The 21,227-nt window shown below is 63.1% G+C and carries 21 protein-coding genes, 2 tRNA genes and 1 riboswitch; of the genes, 7 read left to right on the top strand and 16 right to left on the bottom strand.

All coding sequences use genetic code 11. The features are described from left to right. Nucleotides 1-80: 80 nt before the first annotated feature. The 7 genes from HA399_RS06120 to HA399_RS06090 form a co-directional block, all read right to left on the bottom strand. The gene (locus HA399_RS06120) at nt 81-1,772 is read right to left on the bottom strand and encodes an ArnT family glycosyltransferase (RefSeq protein ID WP_404326418.1); all 1,692 of its coding nucleotides are present in this window, start codon (nt 1,770-1,772) and stop codon (nt 81-83) included. 101 nt (nt 1,773-1,873) lie between these two features. Then, nucleotides 1,874-2,350 carry a lipid-A-disaccharide synthase N-terminal domain-containing protein gene (locus HA399_RS06115; RefSeq protein WP_404326417.1) on the bottom strand — a complete coding sequence of 159 codons (477 nt, stop codon included), beginning with the start codon at nt 2,348-2,350 and terminating at the stop codon, nt 1,874-1,876. Continuing rightward, nucleotides 2,350-3,318, bottom strand: coding sequence for a glycosyltransferase family 2 protein (locus HA399_RS06110; RefSeq protein WP_404326415.1), 969 nt, complete (start codon nt 3,316-3,318; stop codon nt 2,350-2,352). The genes HA399_RS06115 and HA399_RS06110 overlap by 1 nt, the downstream gene beginning before the upstream one ends. Before the next feature lie 247 nt (nt 3,319-3,565). Then, on the bottom strand, nt 3,566-4,747 hold the full coding sequence (rlmF, locus tag HA399_RS06105) for a 23S rRNA (adenine(1618)-N(6))-methyltransferase RlmF (protein ID WP_404326414.1): 1,182 nt from the start codon (nt 4,745-4,747) through the stop codon (nt 3,566-3,568). 86 nt (nt 4,748-4,833) lie between these two features. Continuing rightward, nucleotides 4,834-5,715, bottom strand: coding sequence for a siderophore-iron reductase FhuF (gene fhuF / locus HA399_RS06100; RefSeq protein WP_404326413.1), 882 nt, complete (start codon nt 5,713-5,715; stop codon nt 4,834-4,836). A gap of 141 nt (nt 5,716-5,856) precedes the next feature. Further along, on the bottom strand, nt 5,857-6,252 hold the full coding sequence (locus HA399_RS06095) for a thiol-disulfide oxidoreductase DCC family protein (protein ID WP_404326412.1): 396 nt from the start codon (nt 6,250-6,252) through the stop codon (nt 5,857-5,859). A gap of 69 nt (nt 6,253-6,321) precedes the next feature. Further along, nucleotides 6,322-6,918 (bottom strand): RimK/LysX family protein, encoded by a 597-nt coding sequence (locus HA399_RS06090; protein WP_052384744.1) that lies wholly within the window; start codon nt 6,916-6,918, stop codon nt 6,322-6,324. A gap of 294 nt (nt 6,919-7,212) precedes the next feature. On the opposite strand from HA399_RS06090, the gene HA399_RS06085 reads away from it, so the two are divergent. Beyond that, the gene (locus HA399_RS06085; RefSeq protein WP_404326410.1) at nt 7,213-7,899 is read left to right on the top strand and encodes a DUF4396 domain-containing protein; all 687 of its coding nucleotides are present in this window, start codon (nt 7,213-7,215) and stop codon (nt 7,897-7,899) included. A gap of 203 nt (nt 7,900-8,102) precedes the next feature. On the opposite strand, the gene HA399_RS06080 is transcribed toward HA399_RS06085, so the two are convergent. The 6 genes from HA399_RS06080 to HA399_RS06055 form a co-directional block, all read right to left on the bottom strand. Then, entirely contained in the window at nt 8,103-8,831 is a 729-nt protein-coding gene (locus tag HA399_RS06080; RefSeq protein ID WP_054557332.1) for a YebC/PmpR family DNA-binding transcriptional regulator, read from the bottom strand. Nucleotides 8,832-9,036: 205 nt separating this feature from the next. Beyond that, nucleotides 9,037-9,390, bottom strand: coding sequence for a TusE/DsrC/DsvC family sulfur relay protein (locus tag HA399_RS06075; protein WP_166019546.1), 354 nt, complete (start codon nt 9,388-9,390; stop codon nt 9,037-9,039). 56 nt (nt 9,391-9,446) lie between these two features. After that, nucleotides 9,447-9,737, bottom strand: coding sequence for a sulfurtransferase complex subunit TusB (gene tusB / locus HA399_RS06070; protein ID WP_043335056.1), 291 nt, complete (start codon nt 9,735-9,737; stop codon nt 9,447-9,449). A 121-nt stretch (nt 9,738-9,858) separates the two neighbouring features. Continuing rightward, the gene (gene tusC / locus HA399_RS06065; protein ID WP_235507078.1) at nt 9,859-10,269 is read right to left on the bottom strand and encodes a sulfurtransferase complex subunit TusC; all 411 of its coding nucleotides are present in this window, start codon (nt 10,267-10,269) and stop codon (nt 9,859-9,861) included. 55 nt (nt 10,270-10,324) lie between these two features. Continuing rightward, nucleotides 10,325-10,714, bottom strand: coding sequence for a sulfurtransferase complex subunit TusD (tusD, locus tag HA399_RS06060; protein ID WP_043335054.1), 390 nt, complete (start codon nt 10,712-10,714; stop codon nt 10,325-10,327). A 127-nt stretch (nt 10,715-10,841) separates the two neighbouring features. Next, a complete protein-coding gene (locus HA399_RS06055) occupies nt 10,842-11,510 on the bottom strand; it encodes a Bax inhibitor-1/YccA family protein (protein ID WP_043335052.1) in 669 nt (222 codons plus the stop codon). A gap of 254 nt (nt 11,511-11,764) precedes the next feature. Between HA399_RS06055 and HA399_RS06050 the strand changes: the two genes are divergently transcribed. The 3 genes from HA399_RS06050 to HA399_RS06040 all read left to right on the top strand — a co-directional run bounded on the left by HA399_RS06050 (nt 11,765) and on the right by HA399_RS06040 (nt 13,599). Continuing rightward, nucleotides 11,765-11,855: transfer RNA gene (locus HA399_RS06050), tRNA-Ser, on the top strand. A 219-nt stretch (nt 11,856-12,074) separates the two neighbouring features. Next, nucleotides 12,075-12,165: transfer RNA gene (locus HA399_RS06045), tRNA-Ser, on the top strand. A 222-nt stretch (nt 12,166-12,387) separates the two neighbouring features. After that, complete coding sequence (locus HA399_RS06040; protein ID WP_404326408.1) at nt 12,388-13,599, top strand: DEAD/DEAH box helicase; 1,212 nt, start codon at nt 12,388-12,390, stop codon at nt 13,597-13,599. 144 nt (nt 13,600-13,743) lie between these two features. Here the strand turns inward: HA399_RS06040 and HA399_RS06035 are convergent, their stop codons facing one another. The 3 genes from HA399_RS06035 to HA399_RS06025 all read right to left on the bottom strand — a co-directional run bounded on the left by HA399_RS06035 (nt 13,744) and on the right by HA399_RS06025 (nt 17,878). Then, entirely contained in the window at nt 13,744-14,868 is a 1,125-nt protein-coding gene (locus HA399_RS06035) for a GGDEF domain-containing protein (protein ID WP_054557336.1), read from the bottom strand. Between the two features lie 197 nt (nt 14,869-15,065). Next, nucleotides 15,066-16,775 (bottom strand): potassium/proton antiporter, encoded by a 1,710-nt coding sequence (locus tag HA399_RS06030; protein WP_131431696.1) that lies wholly within the window; start codon nt 16,773-16,775, stop codon nt 15,066-15,068. A gap of 137 nt (nt 16,776-16,912) precedes the next feature. Continuing rightward, nucleotides 16,913-17,878, bottom strand: a complete 966-nt coding sequence (locus HA399_RS06025; RefSeq protein WP_404326407.1) for a hypothetical protein — start codon at nt 17,876-17,878, stop codon at nt 16,913-16,915. A gap of 174 nt (nt 17,879-18,052) precedes the next feature. Further along, nucleotides 18,053-18,166, top strand: a riboswitch (TPP riboswitch). A gap of 58 nt (nt 18,167-18,224) precedes the next feature. On the opposite strand from HA399_RS06025, the gene HA399_RS06020 reads away from it, so the two are divergent. From HA399_RS06020 to HA399_RS06010, 3 genes are all read left to right on the top strand, one after another. Further along, on the top strand, nt 18,225-18,977 hold the full coding sequence (locus tag HA399_RS06020) for an ABC transporter ATP-binding protein (RefSeq protein WP_200906787.1): 753 nt from the start codon (nt 18,225-18,227) through the stop codon (nt 18,975-18,977). After that, the gene (locus tag HA399_RS06015; protein ID WP_131431694.1) at nt 18,974-19,741 is read left to right on the top strand and encodes an ABC transporter permease; all 768 of its coding nucleotides are present in this window, start codon (nt 18,974-18,976) and stop codon (nt 19,739-19,741) included. The genes HA399_RS06020 and HA399_RS06015 overlap by 4 nt, the downstream gene beginning before the upstream one ends. Nucleotides 19,742-19,887: 146 nt before the next feature. Beyond that, nucleotides 19,888-21,192, top strand: coding sequence for an ABC transporter substrate-binding protein (locus tag HA399_RS06010; RefSeq protein ID WP_404326405.1), 1,305 nt, complete (start codon nt 19,888-19,890; stop codon nt 21,190-21,192). The last annotated feature ends 35 nt before the right edge of the window (nt 21,193-21,227 follow it).

Here is a 21,227-nt window from a genome sequence, read left to right as displayed (position 1 = left end):
CTCGCTGGCATTCAGGTTGATCAACGAATGGGAGCCCCTTCCCACCAGGGATATCGCACATGAAAGTTGCTTCTGACACTTCATGGCTGAACCTCCGGCATCAGAGTATGGCGCTGGGGAAGTCCGATCAGCTGTGCCGCTTCATTCGAGACCGAGGTCGGCGCCAGATAAATCGGCGCAACATCGGGATTGCCCTGACATTTCACGGCCGCGCTGCCAGGTAGCAGTACCCATTGCTCATCAGGCTCATTCAATGTGATGGCCTGTGCGCCATCCAGACAGGCATGCCGCTTGAGCTTGCGGGGTGTCAACAAGACCCAGCGGTTCTGCGGGGCCTCCTTCAGCCATGCATAGAGGCGCGAGAATTGGTCTTCCTCCGGCGTCTTGTAACCGAAGTGCCACAATGGCTGGCGCGCCTGCAGGATGTATTGCTCACGAAAATCGGGAATGGCCAATGCCTGGTAATCGCTCTTCTCGGCAACCTGCGCCATCAGTAGGGCAGGATTGCGAACCGGGTCCATCAATCGTGCCCCCCAGGTGCCCCACAGACTCCAGAACACCACGAGCCAAATCCCCAAGGCCAACAAGCCGTTCCGTGGTTTCAGCCAGGTACAGAGCGCGATACCGCTGACACCCAGCAGCCCCCACCACCCCCACGGCACCACCCCCTCCTTTGCAGCAAGCGTCACCAATGCCGGGTACCCGAAGACACCGAGCAGTGCCGCGATCAGGAAGATGCCTGCCAGTCCGGCGCAAAGTGCAAACCCCAGCCAGGAGACATGAGGCTTACGTGACAACCCCGGCAACATGGGTGCCAGGCCGATCACCAACAGCGGCAGCGCCGGCAGGATATAGACTCCCCGCTTGCCTGGAGACAACGAGAAGAAGACCACCATCAATGCCGCACCCACCAGGGGCAGCCAGACTCGTAGATCGCGGCGCGAGAAGCGGCGAGCGAGTGCCTTCGGCCACGAGGGTAGCGTCAGCAGCAGCGGCATCCATGCCCAGGGAATCACACTGGTCAGGAAGTAATGCCAAGGCTTCAGATGATGCCAGCTGTCGGTGTATCGCTCAGCGGTCTGCTTGAGCAGGATGTTGTCGCGATAGGCGGCAAGCTCCGAATCGCCGGACACGAAGGACATCACCAGCATCGGCCCTACCCAGAGCAGCGGAGCCGCCAGCATCCAGCAGAGTCCGATCAACAGCTCGCGTGATGTCAGCTGCCCTGCGCAACGACCACTGCTGCGCCAAGTCGATGCGTGACGCGCAGCCATCAGCCAGAAAGGCAACATCAGCAACGGCAGGAACCCGACCCCCTTGGTGAGGATGCCAAGCCCCATCGCAAAGCAGCCGAGATAGAAATAGCGCACGCCATCATTGAGCAATGCATGCCGCAACAATCCCCAGCTACCCAGCAGGATGAAAGCCGTGACCAGCATGTCGATCTGAGCCGTACGAGCCTGCAAGATGAACTGCACTGACGCGAGCAACCACAGCCCGGCAATGAAGGCTGTGTGCCGGCCATGCAGGCGGCGAATCAGGTCCACGCTCAGCCCCAGAGTCGCGGCCCCGGCCACCAGCGATGGCAGGGCAAAGCCGATGCGGATATCCCCCACCAAGCCAGTGGACAAGGCACTGAGCCACATGAAGATCGGCGGCTTGTCGGGATAAAGCTCTCCCGCGCGGTGTGGCAACCACCAGTCCCCCGTGATCCACATCTCGAGACCATTGAGCGCGAAGCGTGGCTCATCGGCAGGCCACGGCATACGCATGCCAAGCCCGATGGCAGAGACAGATAGATACAACGCCCCCAGGACCCACCAGGGATGGCGGGAAAGTCTTCGGTACACACCGCCAGCTGGCGTCATTGCCTTCATGCGCCTGTCCCTTGGTGCTGAACGGGATTGGCATGGAGGTGTGCCACTTCAGTCTTGAGTCGGGCGTTTTCTATCTCCAGCGACGCGAGCCTGGCCTTCAGGGAGTCGTCAGTGCCCGATTCGCGTTCTTCCGTCTTGCCACAAGCGTGTTCGACGACAGTGGACTCCTGCGGTGCCTGGGACGACGCTTCGCTGCCAAGCGACGTGAGTGACCGGCGATCCCGCTTGATCAAGCTCAGATTACGCAGATAGATGAAAAGCCCTGCCCCCTGACCGGCAATGAATACCGGATCCTCGCGGTGGATGGCATACGCAAGCAGCGTCATGCCACCGGCAAGCGAGAACCACCAGAAGGCACGCGGAACGATGGAACGACGTGCCTTCTCACTGGCCAGCCACTGAATGATGAAACGCGCCGAGAACAGCGCCTGGCCTCCAAAACCGACAGCGACCCACCACGGACTGACATCCATCAGCAGGCACCCCGCGCCACGTCGGCCTGGTCCGGGTTGCTGTCACCTGCTGCTGCATCGTGACCGTCAGCCTGATATCTAGAGGGGGAGTCAAACAGGCTTGTTGGCGCGGATGCAGAGGGCGTCGACACGGGCGTCCCCACCAACGGCAGCGAACCATGGTCGATGGCCTCACTGGCAGCATGGCCAAAGATATTCTCGAGCGGTGAAGGTAGACGCGAGCGACGCACAAGCCACATCACTCCGACGATATCGGCAATACCGACCCAGAGCCGATCGAAGAAACCGTATTTGGATACTCCTGCCACTCGTTCGCGGTGACGGACTGCCAATGACTGCACCTTGCCACCCTGAGCGCGAACCAACGCCGGAAGAAAACGATGCATGTGATCGAAATACGGCAGCCGAAGGAAGACGTCACGACGCATGACCTTGATTCCGCAGCCGGTATCTGGCGTGTCATCTTGCAGCAGCGCTTGTCGGATGGCATTGGCCAAGCGTGATGACACACGCTTGACGGCATCATCGCGGCGTTGCGTGCGATGACCAGCTACCAGGTCGAGCTTTTCGAGCGTTGCCAGTGACAACATGTCCGGCAAGTCCGCTGGATCATTCTGGCCATCGCCATCCAGGGTCGCCAACCATCGACCGCGCGCCAGCCGGGCAGCCTGCCACAGCGAAGTACTCTGTCCGAAACTGGTGCCGTGGTGATAGGGACGCAATCGTGAATCTTCCTGCGCAGCCTGCTTGAGCCAACTCCAACTGCCATCACTGGAACCATCATCCACCACGATGATCTCGTAGCGCTGCCCCGCAAGCGCCTCATGCACCTCGGCAATAAGGCCCGGCAAGTTGTCACGCTCATCACGAGCCGGTATCAACACCGAAACTCCTCCGCACAAGGGCTCCTCGCCCTGCGCCGAGGGGTGGTCTGGACCAGGCGATATCATGGTGATCGCGGACTTCATGGAATAACTCCTGAGCAATGACTGGGCGTCGAGCAAGCCGGATAAATGTCAGATCCTGCAGCGATCGGAACCGACAGGCTGCGCGTTTCTGGCAGAAAGTTTGCCCGCAAACTATTAAGGCAGGCTTAAGTGAAGCGCGGATGACAACCGCCAATGCAAGAAGCCCCCGTCGCGCTGGGCGACGGGGGCTTCAATGCAAAGACATCATTGAGTCGAAGACTCTCTTGATACGGCTATGACAGACGCTTCACTTCCCTTGCCAGTGATCCCGCCCCCACTGCCGACGCTGGTCGGGCGTGAGATACGACCAGGCGACAAAGCGGCTGACCTTCTGCCCCTGGGACATCTCGATCACCCTGACCTCGCTGGCACCACTGCACTTGAGGGCTTTCCTGATACCGGTCAGGCTCGCCGAATGCGCGACCAGCGAGGTGAACCACAGGCACTGCGTGGCGACGTTGCGGCTCTCCTGGATCATGCGGGTGACGAAGGCCTCTTCACCGCCCGGACACCAGAGCTCGGCCGCCTGACCCGCGAAATTCAGCGCTGGCGCGTTGCGTGCACGCCCCTTGCATGAGGCATTGCCGCGCTGCTGGCGCGACTTGTCGAGCCCGCGCCATTTGCGCTGCGATTCCCGCGCCATATCGGCTTCACTGGCATGGAACGGCGGATTGCACAGCACCAGATCAAAACGCTCATCCGCACCCCAGATACCAGCGAAGTGGCGCGTGCGATCAGCCTGCAGACGCACCTCGATCTGGCCCTTGAGGCGCACATTGGCGCCCAGAATCGCGCGAGCCGAGTCGATCGCCTGCGTGCTGATATCACTGCCGACCATCTGCCAGCCAAAGCTGCGATTGCCCAGCAGGGGGTAGATCAGGTTGGCGCCAGTGCCGATATCCAGCGCGCGCACGTGCTCACCCGCCGGCAGCTGACCGCCATTCGCTTCACTGATCAGGTCCGCCAGATAATGCAGATAATCGGCGCGCCCGGGGATGGGCGGACACAGATAGCCGGTGGGAATGTCCCAGTGGGCAATGCCGTAATGGCGACTCAACAGGGCCCGATTGAGCGCCTTGACCGCCACGGGATCGGCGAAGTCGATGGACTCGCTGCCAGCGGGTGTCTTGATCACGAAGGCCGCCAGTGCCGGGCTCGCCTTGACCAGCGCGGCCATGTCATAGCGTCCACGATGCGGGTTGCGGGGGTGCAGCTGACCCTTGCGAGCCGGGGTCACCTTGATGGCAGGCGCTTTGATGGCAGGCGCTTTAACGGAAGGTGCCTTGGCCGCGCTGGGCTTCTCGCGGGCGGCCGGATCACGACGGTCAGCCGGGGCGGCCTGCTGACGTCTGTCAGCCGAGTCGTGTCGGGAGGATGCGCCAGACTTGGCGAGGGAAGCACCGCGTGGGCGGCGCGAAGACGAGGACATGACGACATACCGGACAATGACAGGGGACGCCATCTTACCAGAGGGCGCCGATCAACACAGACCGCTGACGCTCAGGGCGCTACCTATCAGGACAGGTCGCTACCTATCAGCGCCGCGCGCGAGTTGGCACGCTGATCGACCCGACGTGTCTGGGCGCGACGTGCCGTGGCGCGCTCGATGCTCAGCGGACAATTGCTGCAATAGCCCAGGCACTCGATGCGATAACGCACGCAGCATACCTTGCGCGGCGTATGCCATTCGCCATGGCGGTCCATCACGTCGCTGACCGGCTGATAGAGCGGATTGCGCCGCCCGTCGGCCAGAATTCTGGTCGCCATCAGCTGACGTGCCGGCGCCGCCTGCGCGACCCAGCCCTGCTCTTCCAGCATGCCGACGATATAGACGAAGTAATGCGCCGCGTTACTCCAGAAGACCTTGGGCCCCAACGCAGTGTGCGGCACGAGGCGCTCGATGACGGCCTCAAGATGCGCCAGGTAGCCCTGGAAGCGCGCCTGAAGGCGCGTCGCCTCATCGGCCGACTCGATCTCCGCCGGGAGGCTTGCGCCCTGCCCCGCCGCATCATCGAGTATCAGCTGCGTGACCACGCCATGCTCGCCAAGGCGCAGCGAAAGATGCCGCAGCTCCAGCGGCAGTTGATGGTCCAGCAGCAGGTTGGCTGCCAGCGGCAGCGATACCATCGAGGACAACAGGTACTTGGACCACTGGGAAAGCAGCGCCTGCTCATCGGGGGCGCTGTGGTGAGAGGCGGCGTCTGCCGGGCTGGTCTCGTACTGCATGCCATGCGCGGCGATGCACGCCGCCAGCCACCCGGGGCTGAGCACATCGCGCGCCGGCACGACACGCTGAAGCGACGCCTCATCACCTGCCTGCACCTGAGCGTAGGTAGTGATCAGGTCCCGATAGGCAACCATCGGACCGGCAAAGAGCGGGGAAAGCGCGTCGATCATCGGGAAGCTCGCAGACGTGAAGAAACAGACAGTGCCTCACATACTAACGAAAACTATTAGCATTTGCATATCAAAAAAGCATGATGAACCGGCAGGGCTTGCAACGGAGGTTCCAGCGGCCTGCGTCGGGCTCGTCGGCACTTACAGCCTGCCGTCCCGACACAGCCGACGACGCACCCAGGCATCGTAGACTCGCGTCAGCACCGGCTCGATCAGCGGCCGCGTGATCAGCCACCCCAGCCAGGCAAGACCGGGGATGCGCGCAAGCAGCAGGCGATACGCCGGCATGCCCTCACGGATTTGCCCTTGCGCTGTCTCGACATGCAACGACAGCAATGCCTGCTTAAGGCCGATGCCGCGCGCGGCGAGATGCTCGGCGTTATCCGTCGCATCCCACCACTCGACGTTGGCGTCTTGGCGCGACAGCCGCTCGTAGCGGGCGCGTTCACGACGACACACCGGGCAGCGCGCGTCGTAGTAGATCCTGATGAGTGGCAAACCGTCACGCTGAGGTTGCTGGCTGGCGGTACCCGACATGCTGGCCTCCCTCTTGTGATGAATGTGCGCGGTACGCGTTCCTCAATGAGCGTTCAGAGCGACATCAGGTCAGGACGCCGCGCCGATGCGATCGGAATACTCCTTGTCTTCATAGCGATGCAGCGGCGCGTCCTCGGCACAGTCCGGGCTGGTCTGGAAGGTCTTGCGCACATCGAGTACGCCCAGGCTCTGGATGGTGCGGCGCCCCAGCAGTACCGGATAATTCATGCCGTCACGATCGCGCAGACTGAACTGCTCCTCGTAGCGCTCGCCGCCCATGCACAGCGTCATCAGCACCACCGGGCGCGTATCGCGTCCGCCTGCACCGGACACCGTCAGGTCGCGATACAGGGGGCGCTCGAAGGTGTTCTCGACCTTGTCACCCTTGGCTTCGTCCTCGACCTCGACATCGAAACGCACCCATTCCTCGTCATCACGCTCGAAGGTCTCGATATTCTCGGCATGCATCGAGGAGGTCAGCGCGCCGCTATCCAGCTTGGCTTTCACCATCACGCCCCAAGGCTCGATGGTCGCCTTCTCCACCCAACCGAAGACCTTGTCGTCTGCCGCCTGGGCCACGGCTGGCGCGGCAAGCGAGGCAATCAAACCGACACCGGCGAATTGACGGGCGGCGCGCGCAAGGGATGTAGCAGCGTGTCTCGACATGGTGACTCCTGGGAAAAGTGGCGACATTGCAAGGGCAATGCCCGACATCCTTCACCATGGAGGCTTGCGGCAAGGTTAACAAGGCGTGAGAACACACCCTCGCCTGTCACCCTGTCAGGCGGAAGCAACGGGCGGTTGCGAGCAGGCGATGACAGGCCACCCTTGATATGACGCGCTGCCCCCACCAGCTATCAAGAAGGGCCGCGCCATCAGCGTATTGCTATCGGCGTACTGCTATCAGCGTATTGCTATCGGCACACGGCCATCTGCGACATCCACTCGACGGGGGTCACCATGCAAGATCTATTACGTGAGTCACTTTCCCACTGGAGCCTGCTGCTGTGCTGGCTGTTGCTGATGGTACCGGCGCTGATCTGGGTCGTGCGTGACCTGACAACGAAGAATGCTCACCTGGCCCCGATGATGAAGTGGGTGTGGGGGCTGACCACGCTCTACTCCGGTGTCGTGGGCCTGCTGGTCTATCGCTTTGCCGGGCGCCGCCAGATCGCCGCCAACGGTGATGCCCGCAAGGGGCTGAGAAGCGTCGCGCACTGCTATTCGGGCTGCGGACTGGGGGAATTCGTCGGCGTCAGCCTGGCGGTGGGCCTGTTGGCCATGGGCAATATCTCCACCGCGATCATCACCTTCCTCTTCGCTTACCTGTTCGGCTTCCTGCTGACGGTCGGCCCGATGCTGCAGGGCGGCAGTGATGACAAGCCGCAGGTAATTCGTGATGCCTTCAAGAGCGAGACGGCCTCCATCGTGGTGATGGAAGTGGTGGCGATTTCCGTGGACCTCTGGCTTGCGGGCGGTGCCGGCATGCACCAGCCGCTGTTCTGGAACTCACTGATCATTTCCCTGAGTCTGGGGCTGCTCGCCGCCTGGCCCGTCAACGTCTGGCTGGTGAAGCACGGCGTCAAGGGTGGCATGGCGGACCCACGCGAGACGGACCCGCAAGCGCAGCACCATGCACGTTGCTGAAGCGCGCGCACTGCTGAGACACGCACACTGTCGATACGTGCAGAGTGTCGAAACGTGCAGGGTGTCAAAACGTGCAGAGTGTCGAGACATGAAAAAGCCCCGTCGGCATGCCGATGGGGCTTTTTTCTGACTGACCTCTCACACTGACATTCGCATCCCTGTCAGCGTGAAGCCGTTAGTCGCATCACGTTCAAGACGCTGACCTAGACGAACTCGCCGTTGTGATAGACCTGCTGCACGTCTTCACAATCGTCCAGCAGCTCGAGCATCTTGTTGAGCAGCTCGGCGTCATCGCCGCCGACTTCGGTATGGATCTGCGGAATGAAGCTGATCTCATCGACTTCGAAGTCGAGGTCTTCACCGTAGATGTCGGTCAGCGCACCCTTGGCCTTGAAGTACTCGGTCGTCGGCGCGAGAACCGTGATGATGCCTTCGTCGAGCTCGATATCACTGACATCGACGTCGGCTTCCATCAGCGCTTCCAGGACCTTTTCCTCGTCCTCTTCCGCGCCCTTGAAGGCCAGGATGGCGCGGTGGTCGAACATGTGCGACACCGAACCCTGCGCGCCCAGCTTGCCCTTGCCCTTGTTGAAGCAGGTGCGGACTTCGCCGAAGGTGCGGTTGTTGTTGTCGGTCAGACAATCAACGATGACCATGACGTTGCCCGGGCCAAAGCCTTCATAGCGCGCCAGAGCGAAGTCTTCGCCGCCGGTGCCCTTGGCCTTGTCGATCGCCTTGTCGATGACGTGAGTCGGCACCTGGTCCTTCTTGGCCTTCTCGATGAGACGACGCAGGCTCAGGTTGCCGTTGGGATCGAGGCCACCGCTCTTGGCCGAGACGTAAATCTCGCGCCCGTAACGTGAATACACGCGTGCCTTGTTGAGAGAGGTACGCGCCATTGATTCTTTACGGTTCTGGAATGCTCTTCCCATGCAAGTCGACTCTTGTCCGCCTGAATTCAAATGCCCTTGCGACCATGTCGCGGGACCTGAAGCAGCATCGGCCTCCTGGCCGACACCGCAACGCTGTGACGAATAGTAACGCAGACAACGCCGTACGTCGCCATCCCTGCCGGGTCTTGCGCGTTGAGCGCAGCGCACCACGACGGGCAAGACGACTCAGGCATGCGACTGACCGTCACAGACAGTTGGTCGGCTTGGGCAGCCCGGCGATGCGCGCGCCCACCTTGGGCGGGCTGTCCGGGAACAGCCGCATCAGATGCAGCGAGCGGCCCTTGTCGGGGCCAAACCGCTGGGTCATCGCCTTGCTCAGCGGGCGCATGGCCGGCGAGAGCGAGAAGCGCTGATAGAAGTCGCGCAACACCTCGATCACCTCCCAGTGCTCCGGCGTCAGTTCACGTCCCTCCTCGGCGGCCAGCATTTCCGCCAGCGCCGGGCTCCAGTCATCCAGATCGACCAGATAACCTTCCGCATCCAGTCCGATATCACGCCCATCAAGCGTCAGTGTGCGCACCGTTTCACTACTGGCCATACAGATCCTGATTCACTGTCTTGCATGAAAATTGAAAGGGAGAAGCGCCTGGCGCCTCAGAACCAGCTGACGGTCTTGTCGGCGGCCTCGGTCAGGGCGACGAAACCGTCGACGTCGACCACGATGACGTTCTCCGCGCAGCGCCCCAGCAGACCGCGGGACTCGAGGTCTTCGCGCAACGCGAACAGCCTTCCCTCAAGCCCGGCAAGGTGCTGCTCGGCGTTGTCGAGGGCGCCATTGACGCCATCCTCGATCAACAGCAGCTGGTCTTCCGGGCCCATGGCATTGAGCACATCATCATGGATGCGGCTGGAGAATGGCGAACGATTGAGTAGATGTAGATTCATGCAATTGTCCAGGCAAGGGAAGCTGGGACTGCCACTGGCCATCAATCAAGAGATATCAATGACATGGCATCAGGAAACTGATGCGAGCATATCAGTCGCCAGCGTTGGCGGCAGTGACGTGTCAGAAGCTCAGCACGCGCGAGAACGCGGTGGTCAGCGCGACCACCTCGTCGTGCTCGAGCAGCGTGACCGGCAACAGCGTGACATCCTGCGCTGTCAGGCCCCGCGCGCGCAGCGCCGCCGCATCGACGTAACAGCGCTCGACGTCATACATCTCAAGCGCCGCCAGCAGGTTGTCACTGCCCTTCTGTCCCAGCGGCCCGACCTGCTGCCCTTCCAGCAGCGCCATCACGCCGTCGCCGGTGAACAGCAGCCCGACCTCGCGCCCGAAGGCGGCCGCGACCATCGCCGCCTCCAGTCCCTCGCGCAGCCAGCTGCTGCCATGCGGGCCATGGCGTAGCATGACCAGCAGATCACCGGCGGCTATCCCGGCGTCATCGCCTGCTGGGGCTGCCGTCATCACATCGCTCATGGTCTGCTCCTCACTCGATAAGTGACATCATCATCAGTGACGACAAGAAATGACGTCATGCAAAGGTGATCAGGTGGTCATTGTCCAGCGTCGCCTCGACCAGCTGGCCCAGCCCCGTCAGCTCGAACGGCGCCTCGAGGGTATGCCCCTGCTTGCCATGCCGCGCCGCTTCGCGCTCATCGAGCATGCCGCGTCTCAGCCCCGCCGCGACACACACCTGCAGGCGGGTGGCGTGATTCTCGGCAAGCGACAGCCAGCGATCGCGCAGATGCGGCTCGTCCTGGGGTGGTGCCATCATGTTGGCGGCGTTGTAGACGCCATCGTGATAGAAGAACACCGTGGTCAGCTGATGGCCGCGCGCCAGCAGGGCGTCGGCAAAGCGCAGCGCCGAATGGCTGGCCTGCTGGCTATAGGGGCCGCCGTAGACGGCCAGAGCATAACGCATGCGAACCTCGTGTGACTGCTCATGAATGGGCGCCATTCTAGCGCGAGTCACGCCACCTGACACCCGAACGCAAACGACCCCGCCGAGGCGGGGTCGTTTGCAGGTCTCATGTTCCTTCGCTTGACGATCAATCGTCGGAAGCGAAGCCCAGCAGGGCCAGCAGGCTGACGAACATGTTGTAGATGGAGACGTACAGGCTCACCGTCGCCAGCAGGTAGTTGGTCTGCCCGCCGTGGATGATCTGGCTGGTCTCGAACAGGATCGCCGCGGAGGCGAACAGCACGAAGCCGGCGGAGACAGCCAGTGCCAGGCCGCTGATGTTGAAGATCATCGCTGCCAGCATCGCCAGAATCAGCACGATGGCGCCGGCGAACAGGAAATTGCTGAGGAACGAGAAGTCCTTGCGCGTCACCAGTGCCACCGCGGACAGGCCGGCGAAGGTGATGCCGGTCATGCCGAGGGCGGTCATCACCAGCTGGCCGCCGTTGGGCAGGCTCAGGTAGGCGTTCAGTACCGGACCGAGCGTGAAGCCCATGAAGCCGGTGAAGGCGAAGGTCGCGAAGATGCCGGCGGTGGAGTTCGCGGTCTTGTGGACCAGGAACATCAGGCCGTAGGCACCGATCAGCAGCACGAAGATGTTCATGCGGCCGACGCCCATGCTCATCGCCACGCCAGCGGTCAGCGCGGAGAACAGCAGCGTCATTGCCAGCATCATGTAAGTGTTGCGCAGTACCTTGTGAGTACTGAGCGAGCGGCTCGCGGTATCCTGCGAGACCTGCCAGGAGCTGTTAGCCATGGTGTCTATCCTCAGGTTGCTACGATGGATTCATCGATTTGACCCCAGCATGCCCTCAGGGGTTTGCCTAATCAAGAGACAGAACGATGAAAAGCCCTATTGAGGCAACCATCCGGCGCGTGCAAGGCAACGACATCGTCAGTCTCCGCAGCCATTGTGGCATGTGCGACCTTTCAAGCATCTGAACGACAAGGAAATTTACGCCAAGTCCTTGACCCTGACTGAAAAATCCGTAGTATTTCATCCCGTGAGTCGGAGGGATGGCAGAGCGGTTGAATGCACCGGTCTTGAAAACCGGCGTAGGTTAATAGCCTACCCAGGGTTCGAATCCCTGTCCCTCCACCACCTTGATTCCGAAAGCCCCGTCTACCTCAGGTAGGCGGGGCTTTTTCGTGGCCTGAGTCATGACCTGATTCATGGTCTGGTGCCAGCAGGCGGCTCCGGCGGCCTCACCCCGGTGCCATCCTGCTGCAAGTGATTGTCCGCGATGGCTTTTCCGAAGATTTTTCTTCGCCTACCCCTTGCTATTCTCATCAGGTTCGGTAGTATTTCGCTCCGTGAGTCGGAGGGATGGCAGAGCGGTTGAATGCACCGGTCTTGAAAACCGGCGTAGGTTAATAGCCTACCCAGGGTTCGAATCCCTGTCCCTCCACCACCTTGAATTCCGAAAGCCCCGTCTACTTCAGGTAGGCGGGGCTTTTTCATTGTTGCCGCGCAGCGCCCATCGCCGCCACTTCGCTACCCTGCCTGAGCAGCGATGGCCAATGATGCGCCGGGCCGTCAGCGGACTTTCGGCTACAGTGAGCATCACTGCGCCAGACATTCCTTGCCGCAGAATGTGCGCTTGCCCCTCCCCCTCTAGACAAGTCGAGACACCATGCCATTTTCTGCCCTTGGTTTGAGCGATTCCATCGTCAAGGCCGTCACCGAGCAAGGCTACCAGACCCCGACTCCCATCCAGGAGAAGGCGATCCCCGTCGTGCTGGCCGGTGACAACCTGATCGCCGCCGCCCAGACGGGTACCGGCAAGACGGCAAGCTTCGTGCTGCCCATCCTGCAGACCCTGCAGCAGGCACCCAAGGTGCGTGCCAAGCGCGTACATGCCGTCATCCTGACGCCGACGCGGGAGCTGGCGATCCAGGTCGAAGACAACATCCAGCACTACTCCAGGTATCTGGAAGTCAGCTCCATGGCGATGTATGGCGGCGTGGAGATCGAACCCCAGCAACAACGCCTGATCGAGGGCGTGGACATCCTGGTGGCGACGCCTGGCCGCCTGCTGGACATGCTGACCCGCCGCGCGATCCATCTCGACGAGACACGCACCCTCGTCATCGACGAAGCGGACCGCATGCTCGACATGGGCTTCATCGCCGACATCAACAAGATCGTCGAGAAGCTGCCCAGAGAGCGCCAGAACCTGCTGTTCTCGGCCACGCTCTCGGCCCAGGTGCGCGTGCTCGCCAAGACCGCAGTGACGGACGCCGTCGAGATCATGGTCGCACCGGAGAACGTCACCGCGCCGGATATCAGCCAGTACCTGATCACGGTCGACAAGGAGTTCAAGTCCGCCCTTCTGAGCCACCTGATTCACGAGAAGCAGTGGCAGCAGGCGCTGATCTTCATCGAGACCAAGCGCGGCGCCGCCAAGCTGGTGAGTCAGCTGGAGAAGCGTGACATCGCCGCCGAGTCCTTCCACAGCGGTCGCAGCCAGGCAATGCGCGAGCAGCTGCTGGCCGACTTCAAGGCCGGCACCATCAAGTATCTCGTGGCCACCGGCGTTGCCGCGCGGGGCATCGACATCGATGACCTGCAGCGCGTGGTCAACTATGACCTGCCGGACGCCGCCGAGGATTATGTCCACCGCATCGGGCGTACCGGTCGCGCCGGAGCCAGCGGTGAAGCCATCTCGCTGGTCTCGCGTGATGACTTCCGCAACTTGTGCGCTATCGAGCAGCACCTGGGCTATTTCGTGACACGCGAAGTCGTGGAAGGCTTTGCGCCCAAGCTCGCGGTGCCGGCCTCGAACAGCGACTACGCCCCCAAGTCCGCAAGCAAGGGCCGTCGTCGCCAGCCCAACCGCCGCTGACACCTCTCAGGGCAAGCCTGATGACGCCCTGACACACGCACGCCCCCGGAGACATGAACGTCATTCTCCGGGGGCGTGCTGGGTTGTATACCTAGCTTTGTTCGCAAATCTCTATGCGAAAACTCTGCTCACAGAGCTTTGCGCTCAATTGATGGCGGCGATGCCCGGCCCACCCACGGGGCCCAGCTGGGTGTCACTGACGAAGCCATTGCCGCCGTCCTGCTTGGCGCGGAACAGATTGACGTCGGCCTTGGCGATCAGGCCTTCCAGGTCCTTGTCGCCGGACTGACGCTGGGCGACACCGATCGACAGATTGACATCCAGACTGTTGAGGCCGTCATTGATGACGAACGGCAACGCCGAGGCGCCCTTGCACAGGCGCTCTGCCACCTGATCGACGCGCTCGCCATGCAGCCCCGGGCACAGCAGCACGAACTCCTCGCCGCCATAGCGCCCGACCAGGTCCTCCCCGCGCAGGATGCTGCGCATGCGCCGCACCAGCTCCTTGAGCACCTGATCGCCGGCCTGGCGACCCCAGGTCTCGTTGATCAGCGCCAGATGGTCGACATCCACCATCATCACGCTCAGCGCCCCGTTGTTGATCAACATGCCACGCCCGCTGTCGACCAGCTCGGCGCGACTCAGGGCGCCGGTCAGCGCATCGAAGCGCCCTCCCGTCTCGAAACGCTGCTGCAGGCGCTCCACCGACCAGCCCATCTGCACCAGCACCAGCGTGAAGAAGATGGTCAAGACGCCCAGATTGATGATGCGAAATGCCAGCATCCAGCCGGCGGGCAGCGGATTGGTCGGCCCTTCCAGCATCAGGATGATGTAGGCCAGCAGCGGCATGCTCAGGCAGGCGGCACACAGCAGAACGCGCCGCATGAACGACATGCGGATCGAGTAGATGCACAGCAAGGCGCCGAAGTAGAAGTAGTCGAACCCGGCCTCCGAGCCGAAATAGCGCAACGAGAAGCTGATCTGCGCGCAGGTGCCCAACGCCATCAGCGTGGCCGCCAGGGCTTCACGGCGAGCACGGTGCAGCTGCAGACAGACCAGATCGACGATCAGCATCGCCAGATTCAGCGCCAGAATGCCCATCTCGCCCAGCCACAACAGCAGGATGGCGTAGAGCAGATGGCAGCTGACCGCCAGCACGTAGACCACATTGAAGGTGGCATGAAAGGTCTTCTCATCCGCCGTGAGTCCGGGCGGGAATTGCTCGAATCGTCGCAGAAAGCCCGCGAGATGAGGATGTGGGCTGGCCATGTAGTCACCTCCTTGTCGCTGGCCACAATCGGTGGCCAGGCGCTGTCACGGACAAATTGGCCTGACATCAACAGAATACGATATTGATGAGTCCAAACACGACGCCCCCATTACACGCAGTGCAATGGGGGCGTCGTAGTGTGTGAAGCGCAGGCGCAGGCCCTGACACAGATTCAGGCTCAGACACGGACTCAGGCTCAGTGCAGTCGCAGGCCGACCTTGGTGATGCGATTGCCTTCCACCTCGTTCACCACCCAGTGGATGCCATGCCAGTCGACATCGTCGCCGACCACCGGCACCCCGCCGACTCGACGGGTGATGAATTCGGCGATGGTCAGGTGGTGCTCGCCCTGGGAGAGCGTCAAGCCGTAGACATCGGCGATATCCTGCATGTTGGCATCGCCTTCCAGCGTGAAGGTCCCGAAGAAGGCACGTTGCTCGTGCTGCAGACTCTCGCCATTGAACATGCGGTTGAGGCTCGGCACATCACAGGAGCGCCCCACCACGCACAGCACATCCTGCTGATGCAGACAGGTGCTGCCCTTGGGGTGGATCAACACCTTGTTGCGGAACAGCGCCCCGACCTTGGCCCCCGACGGGAAGCGCAGCATGCGCAGCGCCACGCCTTCCAGCGCCGTGTTGTCGACGCGATAGACCAGCATCTCGTAGTCATTGACCGGCATGATACCGAGCAGGTTGCGGCGACTGGGCTGTGCGCCCGGCGGCACCACCACCCGCAGCTTGCGCGCCATCGGCGCCAGCGACGAGCCCTGCACCAGCAGCGAGATGATGACCACGAAGAAGGCGACATTGAAGTAGAGACCGGCATTCTCGACCCCGGTGATCACCGGGAAGATCGCCAGCACGATCGGCACCGCCCCTCGCAATCCGACCCAGCTGATGAACCACAGCTCACGCCAGCGGAAGCGGAAGAACGGCTTGAGACACAGGATGACCGCCAGCGGGCGCACCACCAGAATCAACGCCACGCTGAGGATGGCGGCCGGCAGCGCGAACTGCAGCATGGTCGAGGGCGAGACCAGAAGGCCCAGCATCAGGAACAGCACGATCTGCGAGAGATGCGCCAGGCCATCATGCACCGGCAGGATGTGCTCCAGATGCCGGCCGGGGTGATTGCCGATCATCAGGCCGCACAGATAGATGGCAAGGAAACCGCTGCCGCCCATCTCGTTGGTGGTGGCGAAGAGGCTCAAGCCCAGCGCCAGCGCCAGCAGCGAATAGAGGCCGGGCGCGAGGTCCAGATAGCGCATCAGGCGGGCGATCAACCAGCCGCCGGCGATCCCCATGGCGGCGCCGACACCGAACTGCAGCAGGAAGCTCATGATGCCCGACGCGACGCCGGAGAGCTGACCGGTCAGGATCTCGGCCAGCGTGATGGTCAGGAAGATCGCCATCGGGTCGTTGGTGCCGGACTCGATTTCCAGCGTCGCACCGACACGCTCATTGAGGTGAACGCCCTGGCCGCCCAGCAGCGAGAAGACCGCCGCGGCATCGGTAGAGCCGACGATGGCCCCGACCAGCAGGCCTTCGATCAGAGTGAGATCAAACAGCCACATGGCCAGAAGGCCCACCAGGCCGCTGGTCATGAAGACCCCGACGGTGGCCAGCACCAGTGCCGGTTTCAGGCCGGCACGAAACGTGGACAGCCGCGTGCGCAGGCCGCCATCGAGCAGGATGAGCGCCAGCGCCAGATTGCCGATCATGTAAGCGGATGAGGCGTCGTCGAACTGGATGCCCAGCACGCCATCTTCACCCGCCAGCATGCCAAGGCCGAGGAACAGCAGTAGCAGCGGCATGCCAAGACGCGCCGAGACGCGGCTGGCCAACACGCTCAAGGCGATCAGCGTGCCTGCCAGCAAGAAATAATAATTCAGGTTCTCTACCACGAGTGCTCCCCCGCCAAGCCCTACATCAGATCTCGAGTGACGTCCACGACGACTCACCCACAGTATTCCATGTCAGCGATGGAGCTGCAGAGAAATTTCACACCTTTCATGTACTTGCAGCGTGCAGCACGCGGATTTCACGCCAGGCTACGCGGCGAGACCCAGGCAGGGGATGCCGCAAGCTCAGCATAGGACCGCGGACCGAAGGCCTCCATCGCCCACAACAGCGCACGACACAGCTCACGCTGGCCATCGAGATCGATCATGCGCCCATGGCGCGAATAGCCCTTCATGAAGGCCTGACGCTGCTCCGGCGTTTCCAGCTGCAACTCCACCAGCGCCCAGTCGAACTCGATCGGCGCCCACACCAGTGCCTCCCAATCGCTCCATACCCAGCCGGTGGCGGCGCACAGGTATTGATCGGCGCGCATGTCCGGCAGACACCACACCGCGCGGGTCGGCGCCGGGAAGGTGCGCTTGAGCAGCGTGCCAAGCTCCGCGCGACGCGGGTGATGGGCGAGAAAGCGCGTGACGCGGGTATTCCAGTGCAATAGCGGCATCGGCTGCGCCAGCGGCTGACCGAAGCCCGACACCGTATCCTGATGCAGGCGACCGAGCTGGTCGCCCAGCAGCTCACAGAAGGTGATGCTGAGATCACTCGGCTGCCCGCTGGACCACGGCAGGTGCCAGATGGGCGCGCCATCGAGACGCCCCAGAAAGGTCAGGGGCAGTGGCGGAATCGGCAGGCGCGCGGGCAAGGCGCCCGCCAGTCGCGTCAGGCCCTCCGGCGTCGCCCAGCGATCGGCGCCGAAGACCCCGCGCATGGCACGCCAGAAGGGGTCATGGTCTGGGCCGGTGCGCGCCAGCTTGATGAGGCCGGGCGTGCCGCCACGCTGGCGCCATAGCCAGTTGGCGCTATCCGGCCAGGCGAGCGCCAGCGGTTCGAGCGGTTGGCCCAGATAGGTCGAGAGCCGGCGGGTCAGTGACTCCTCGGGCCAGCCCCTGGGCACGGGACGCGGCTCGCCCACGGCCTCAGCCGTGCTCGGCCGCCGTGGGGGAACGGGATAACTGGAACAGGTCGAGAGATCCGGTGTGTCGGGCATGATGATCTCCTTGGGCTACACGTCTTGTTACAGTAATCCTCAGCATACCCAAGGCGTGGCACATCGGCATAGTCCGTTTCGCACGCCACCTCTGCCCTGCCCACCTGACCCGCCCCCGCCCCGCCCCTGACCCGCGTCGGACAAGACACCGGCAAGACAGTGACGTTACACTGTCGGCCTGGATGGGGGTGCCCGAGGATGGGCTGAGAGCCGCAGCGATACGTCGCGCGACAACCCCTGGAACCTGATCCGGTTGATACCGGCGGAGGGAATCCCCGACGCGTGCCCTGCATGGCGCGTCACCTGCTTCCTCCTGCCGGCACGCCGCCTGACCACGGAATTGCCTGTGTCGCTGGGACTCACCCTCAACAACGCACGAATCGATTACGCCGGCCACACGCTGTTCCGCGATATTTCCGCGCGTCTGGAGGCCGGTAGCTGGACGGCACTGCTGGGGCGCTCCGGCTGCGGCAAGAGTTCGCTGCTGCGCCTGCTGGCCGGCCTGGAGATGTCAGATCTCCACCAGCTCGACCTCGCCACCGATGACGGTCAGCCGCTGACCGACCGCGTGGCCTGGATGGCGCAGCAGGACCTGTTGCTGCCGTGGCGGCGCGTCATCGACAACCTGTGGCTGGGCGATGACCTGCGCCGGCGGCCGCGCAATCGCAAGCTTGCCCATGAGCTTCTGGCCGCGGTCGGGCTTGAGGGCCGTGAGCAGGCCTGGCCGGACGCCCTCTCCGGCGGTCAGCGCCAGCGCGTCGCCCTCGCCCGCACGCTCTACCAGCAGGCGCCGGTCGTGATGATGGACGAGCCGTTCTCGGCGGTGGATGCCATCACCCGTCTGGAGCTGCATGATCTGGCCAGCCGCCTGCTCAAGGGCCGCACCGTCCTGATGGTGACCCATGATCCGCTGGAGGCATTGCGCCTCGCCGATCAACTGCTGGTGCTGCGCCCGTCGAGCCTCCCGGGCCACGGCGCCGAGCTGGAACGCCTGCCGGGGCTTGGCGCCGCACGCCCGGTGCCGCTGGATGACCCGGCCCTGCCACCGGCGCAGGCGCAACTGATCGCCCGCCTGCGTGATAGTGAGGAGGCCGCATGAAACGTCTGCACGCCATGCGTCACCTCGTCATCAGCGCGCTGCTCCTGCTGGGGCTTTGGCAGCTGATCATTGCCGTCACCGCCGTACCGCCCTACATTCTGCCCACGCCGCAGGCCGTGCTCGAGGTACTGATCCAGAAGGCGCCGCTGCTGGCTCATCACGCTGGCGTCACCATCAGCGAGATACTGGCCGGGCTGGTACTGGGCATTCTGCTCGGCCTTGCCACCGCGCTGGCGCTGGCCTTCATTCCCCGCCTGCGCCGCACGCTGCTGCCGATGCTGCTGATCAGTCAGGTGATACCGCTGTTCGCGATCGCGCCGCTGCTGGTGCTGTGGCTCGGCTATGACATGCTGTCCAAGGTGGTGATGGCGACGCTGATCATCTATTTCCCGGTCGCCTCCACCGGCTACGACGGCCTGCGCCAGACCCAGCAGGGCTGGCTGGATCTTGCCCATACCCTGGGCGCCAGTCCATGGCGCCGACTGATCCATATCCAGTTGCCCGCCGCGCTGCCGGCACTGGCCTCCGGCATACGCATGGCCGCGACCGCCGCCCCCATCGGCGCCGTCATCGGGGAATGGGCCGGCGCCAGTCAGGGGCTGGGCTATCTGATGCTCAACGCCAACGCGCGCATGGAAATCGACCTGATGTTCGCCGCCCTGCTGGTGCTGGTCGCCTTCTCCCTGCTGCTCTATTTCTCGCTGGATGCGCTGCTGCGCGCCCTGATGCCCTGGCACCGCGACCGCCTGACACGCCTGAGCTGACACGCCGGGGCTTCGAGTAACTACCGCAAGACCGCAAGATCGCGTAACCGAAAGACGCAACGACGCTCGACACAAATTGCATGAGCCTGACGACTGCCGCCCACGAACGGCAGCACCACTACCCTGTGATCACAAGGAACTCCGCCATGTCTCTTTCGTCATCGGCGCCACGGCGCAAAGCGCAGCCGACACGTTCACCGCGTGCCTCACTGCTGTCCACCGCCTTCGCCACCCTGCTGACCACGCTGTGCTTGAGCAGCCTGCCAGCCACCGCCATGTCGGCCCACGCCGCCGAGGCAGAACCCGCCACCAGCACCCAGTCAGCGCCGGAAATCGTCGCTCAGCAGGCCGAGGTCGGGGTGAACGGCGACTCGGCCACCTCCGCGCCGGTGGCAAGCCAGGAAGCCGTGGAAGCGACCGCCGGCGCCGCCGAACAGGCGAAGAACGGTGCTGAACCGACCGCGGATGCCCCGCCAGCCGCCAGCGACGAACAGAGCGCTGATGCTGACTCGAAGGACGTTGCCAATGACTCTGCCAAGGACGCTGCCACCGCCGAGCAGCCGTTGACGCAGTTCAAGGTCATGCTCGACTGGTACACCAACCCCGGCCACGCCCCGCTGGTGCTGGCGCAGGAGCTGGGCCTGTTCAAGAAGCACGGCCTTGATGTCGAGCTGATCGCCCCCGCCGATCCGAGCGTGCCGCCCAAGCTGGCCGCCGCCGAGCGCGTCGACATCGCCATCAGCTATCAGCCGCAGCTGCACCTGCAGATCGATCAGGGCCTGCCGCTGGTGCGTATCGGCACCCTGGTCGCCACACCGCTGAATGTGGTGGTGGTGCGCGCCGACAGCGACATCCAGTCGATCGCCGACCTCAAGGGCAAGCGGGTCGGCTACTCGGTCGGCGGTGTCGAGGAAGTGCTGCTCTCCACCATGCTGCAGCACAGCGGCCTGACGCTGGATGACATCACGCTGACCAACGTCAACTTCTCGCTGACGCCGTCACTGCTGACGCGCAAGGTCGATGCCGTCACCGGCGCCTTCCGCAACTTCGAGCTGGCCCAGATGGCCCAGGAAGGCGTCAAGGGCCGCGCCTTTTACATCGAGGAAGAAGGCGTGCCGACCTATGACGAGCTGATCTTCGTCGCCAACAGCGACAGCTACGAGCGCAAGCAGGCCCAGTACGCCGGCTTCCTCGCCGCCGTCGGCGAAGCCACCGCCTGGATCATCAACCACCCGGATCAGGGCTGGGAGATGTTCCGCGATTCCGACCCGGCACTGGATACCGAGCTCAACAAGGAAGCCTGGTACGCCACCCTGCCGCGCTTCGCGCTGCGTCCTGCCGCGCTGGATGCCGGCCGCTACCGTGACTTCGAGGACTTCCTGTTCGAGCGTGGCATGATCAAGAAGCGCCAGTCACTGAGCCACCTGGCCGTCGACGTCAACGCCCCCTGAGACGTTGAGCGCCCAGAGCTCTTGAAACGCTGAGC

It is taken from the genome of Cobetia sp. UIB-001 (assembly GCF_044789135.1).
GTDB classification, from domain to species: Bacteria; Pseudomonadota; Gammaproteobacteria; order Pseudomonadales; family Halomonadaceae; genus Cobetia; species Cobetia amphilecti.
The sequence above is the reverse complement of the archived record's forward strand: the minus strand, read 5'-3'. Positions and strand labels throughout refer to the sequence as shown.

Bases quoted from the DNA above. Each gene is read 5' to 3' on its own strand.
- HA399_RS06120 (WP_404326418.1), bottom strand. From the start codon at position 1,772: ATGCGTATGCCGTGGCCTGCCGATGAGCCACGCTTCGCGCTCAATGGT.
- HA399_RS06115 (WP_404326417.1), bottom strand. From the start codon at position 2,350: ATGGATGTCAGTCCGTGGTGGGTCGCTGTCGGTTTTGGAGGCCAGGCG.
- HA399_RS06110 (WP_404326415.1), bottom strand. From the start codon at position 3,318: ATGAAGTCCGCGATCACCATGATATCGCCTGGTCCAGACCACCCCTCG.
- rlmF (WP_404326414.1), bottom strand. From the start codon at position 4,747: ATGTCCTCGTCTTCGCGCCGCCCACGCGGTGCTTCCCTCGCCAAGTCT.
- fhuF (WP_404326413.1), bottom strand. From the start codon at position 5,715: ATGATCGACGCGCTTTCCCCGCTCTTTGCCGGTCCGATGGTTGCCTAT.
- HA399_RS06095 (WP_404326412.1), bottom strand. From the start codon at position 6,252: ATGTCGGGTACCGCCAGCCAGCAACCTCAGCGTGACGGTTTGCCACTC.
- HA399_RS06090 (WP_052384744.1), bottom strand. From the start codon at position 6,918: ATGTCGAGACACGCTGCTACATCCCTTGCGCGCGCCGCCCGTCAATTC.
- HA399_RS06085 (WP_404326410.1), top strand. From the start codon at position 7,213: ATGCAAGATCTATTACGTGAGTCACTTTCCCACTGGAGCCTGCTGCTG.
- HA399_RS06080 (WP_054557332.1), bottom strand. From the start codon at position 8,831: ATGGGAAGAGCATTCCAGAACCGTAAAGAATCAATGGCGCGTACCTCT.
- HA399_RS06075 (WP_166019546.1), bottom strand. From the start codon at position 9,390: ATGGCCAGTAGTGAAACGGTGCGCACACTGACGCTTGATGGGCGTGAT.
- tusB (WP_043335056.1), bottom strand. From the start codon at position 9,737: ATGAATCTACATCTACTCAATCGTTCGCCATTCTCCAGCCGCATCCAT.
- tusC (WP_235507078.1), bottom strand. From the start codon at position 10,269: ATGAGCGATGTGATGACGGCAGCCCCAGCAGGCGATGACGCCGGGATA.
- tusD (WP_043335054.1), bottom strand. From the start codon at position 10,714: ATGCGTTATGCTCTGGCCGTCTACGGCGGCCCCTATAGCCAGCAGGCC.
- HA399_RS06055 (WP_043335052.1), bottom strand. From the start codon at position 11,510: ATGGCTAACAGCTCCTGGCAGGTCTCGCAGGATACCGCGAGCCGCTCG.
- HA399_RS06040 (WP_404326408.1), top strand. From the start codon at position 12,388: ATGCCATTTTCTGCCCTTGGTTTGAGCGATTCCATCGTCAAGGCCGTC.
- HA399_RS06035 (WP_054557336.1), bottom strand. From the start codon at position 14,868: ATGGCCAGCCCACATCCTCATCTCGCGGGCTTTCTGCGACGATTCGAG.
- HA399_RS06025 (WP_404326407.1), bottom strand. From the start codon at position 17,878: ATGCCCGACACACCGGATCTCTCGACCTGTTCCAGTTATCCCGTTCCC.
- HA399_RS06015 (WP_131431694.1), top strand. From the start codon at position 18,974: ATGAAACGTCTGCACGCCATGCGTCACCTCGTCATCAGCGCGCTGCTC.
- HA399_RS06010 (WP_404326405.1), top strand. From the start codon at position 19,888: ATGTCTCTTTCGTCATCGGCGCCACGGCGCAAAGCGCAGCCGACACGT.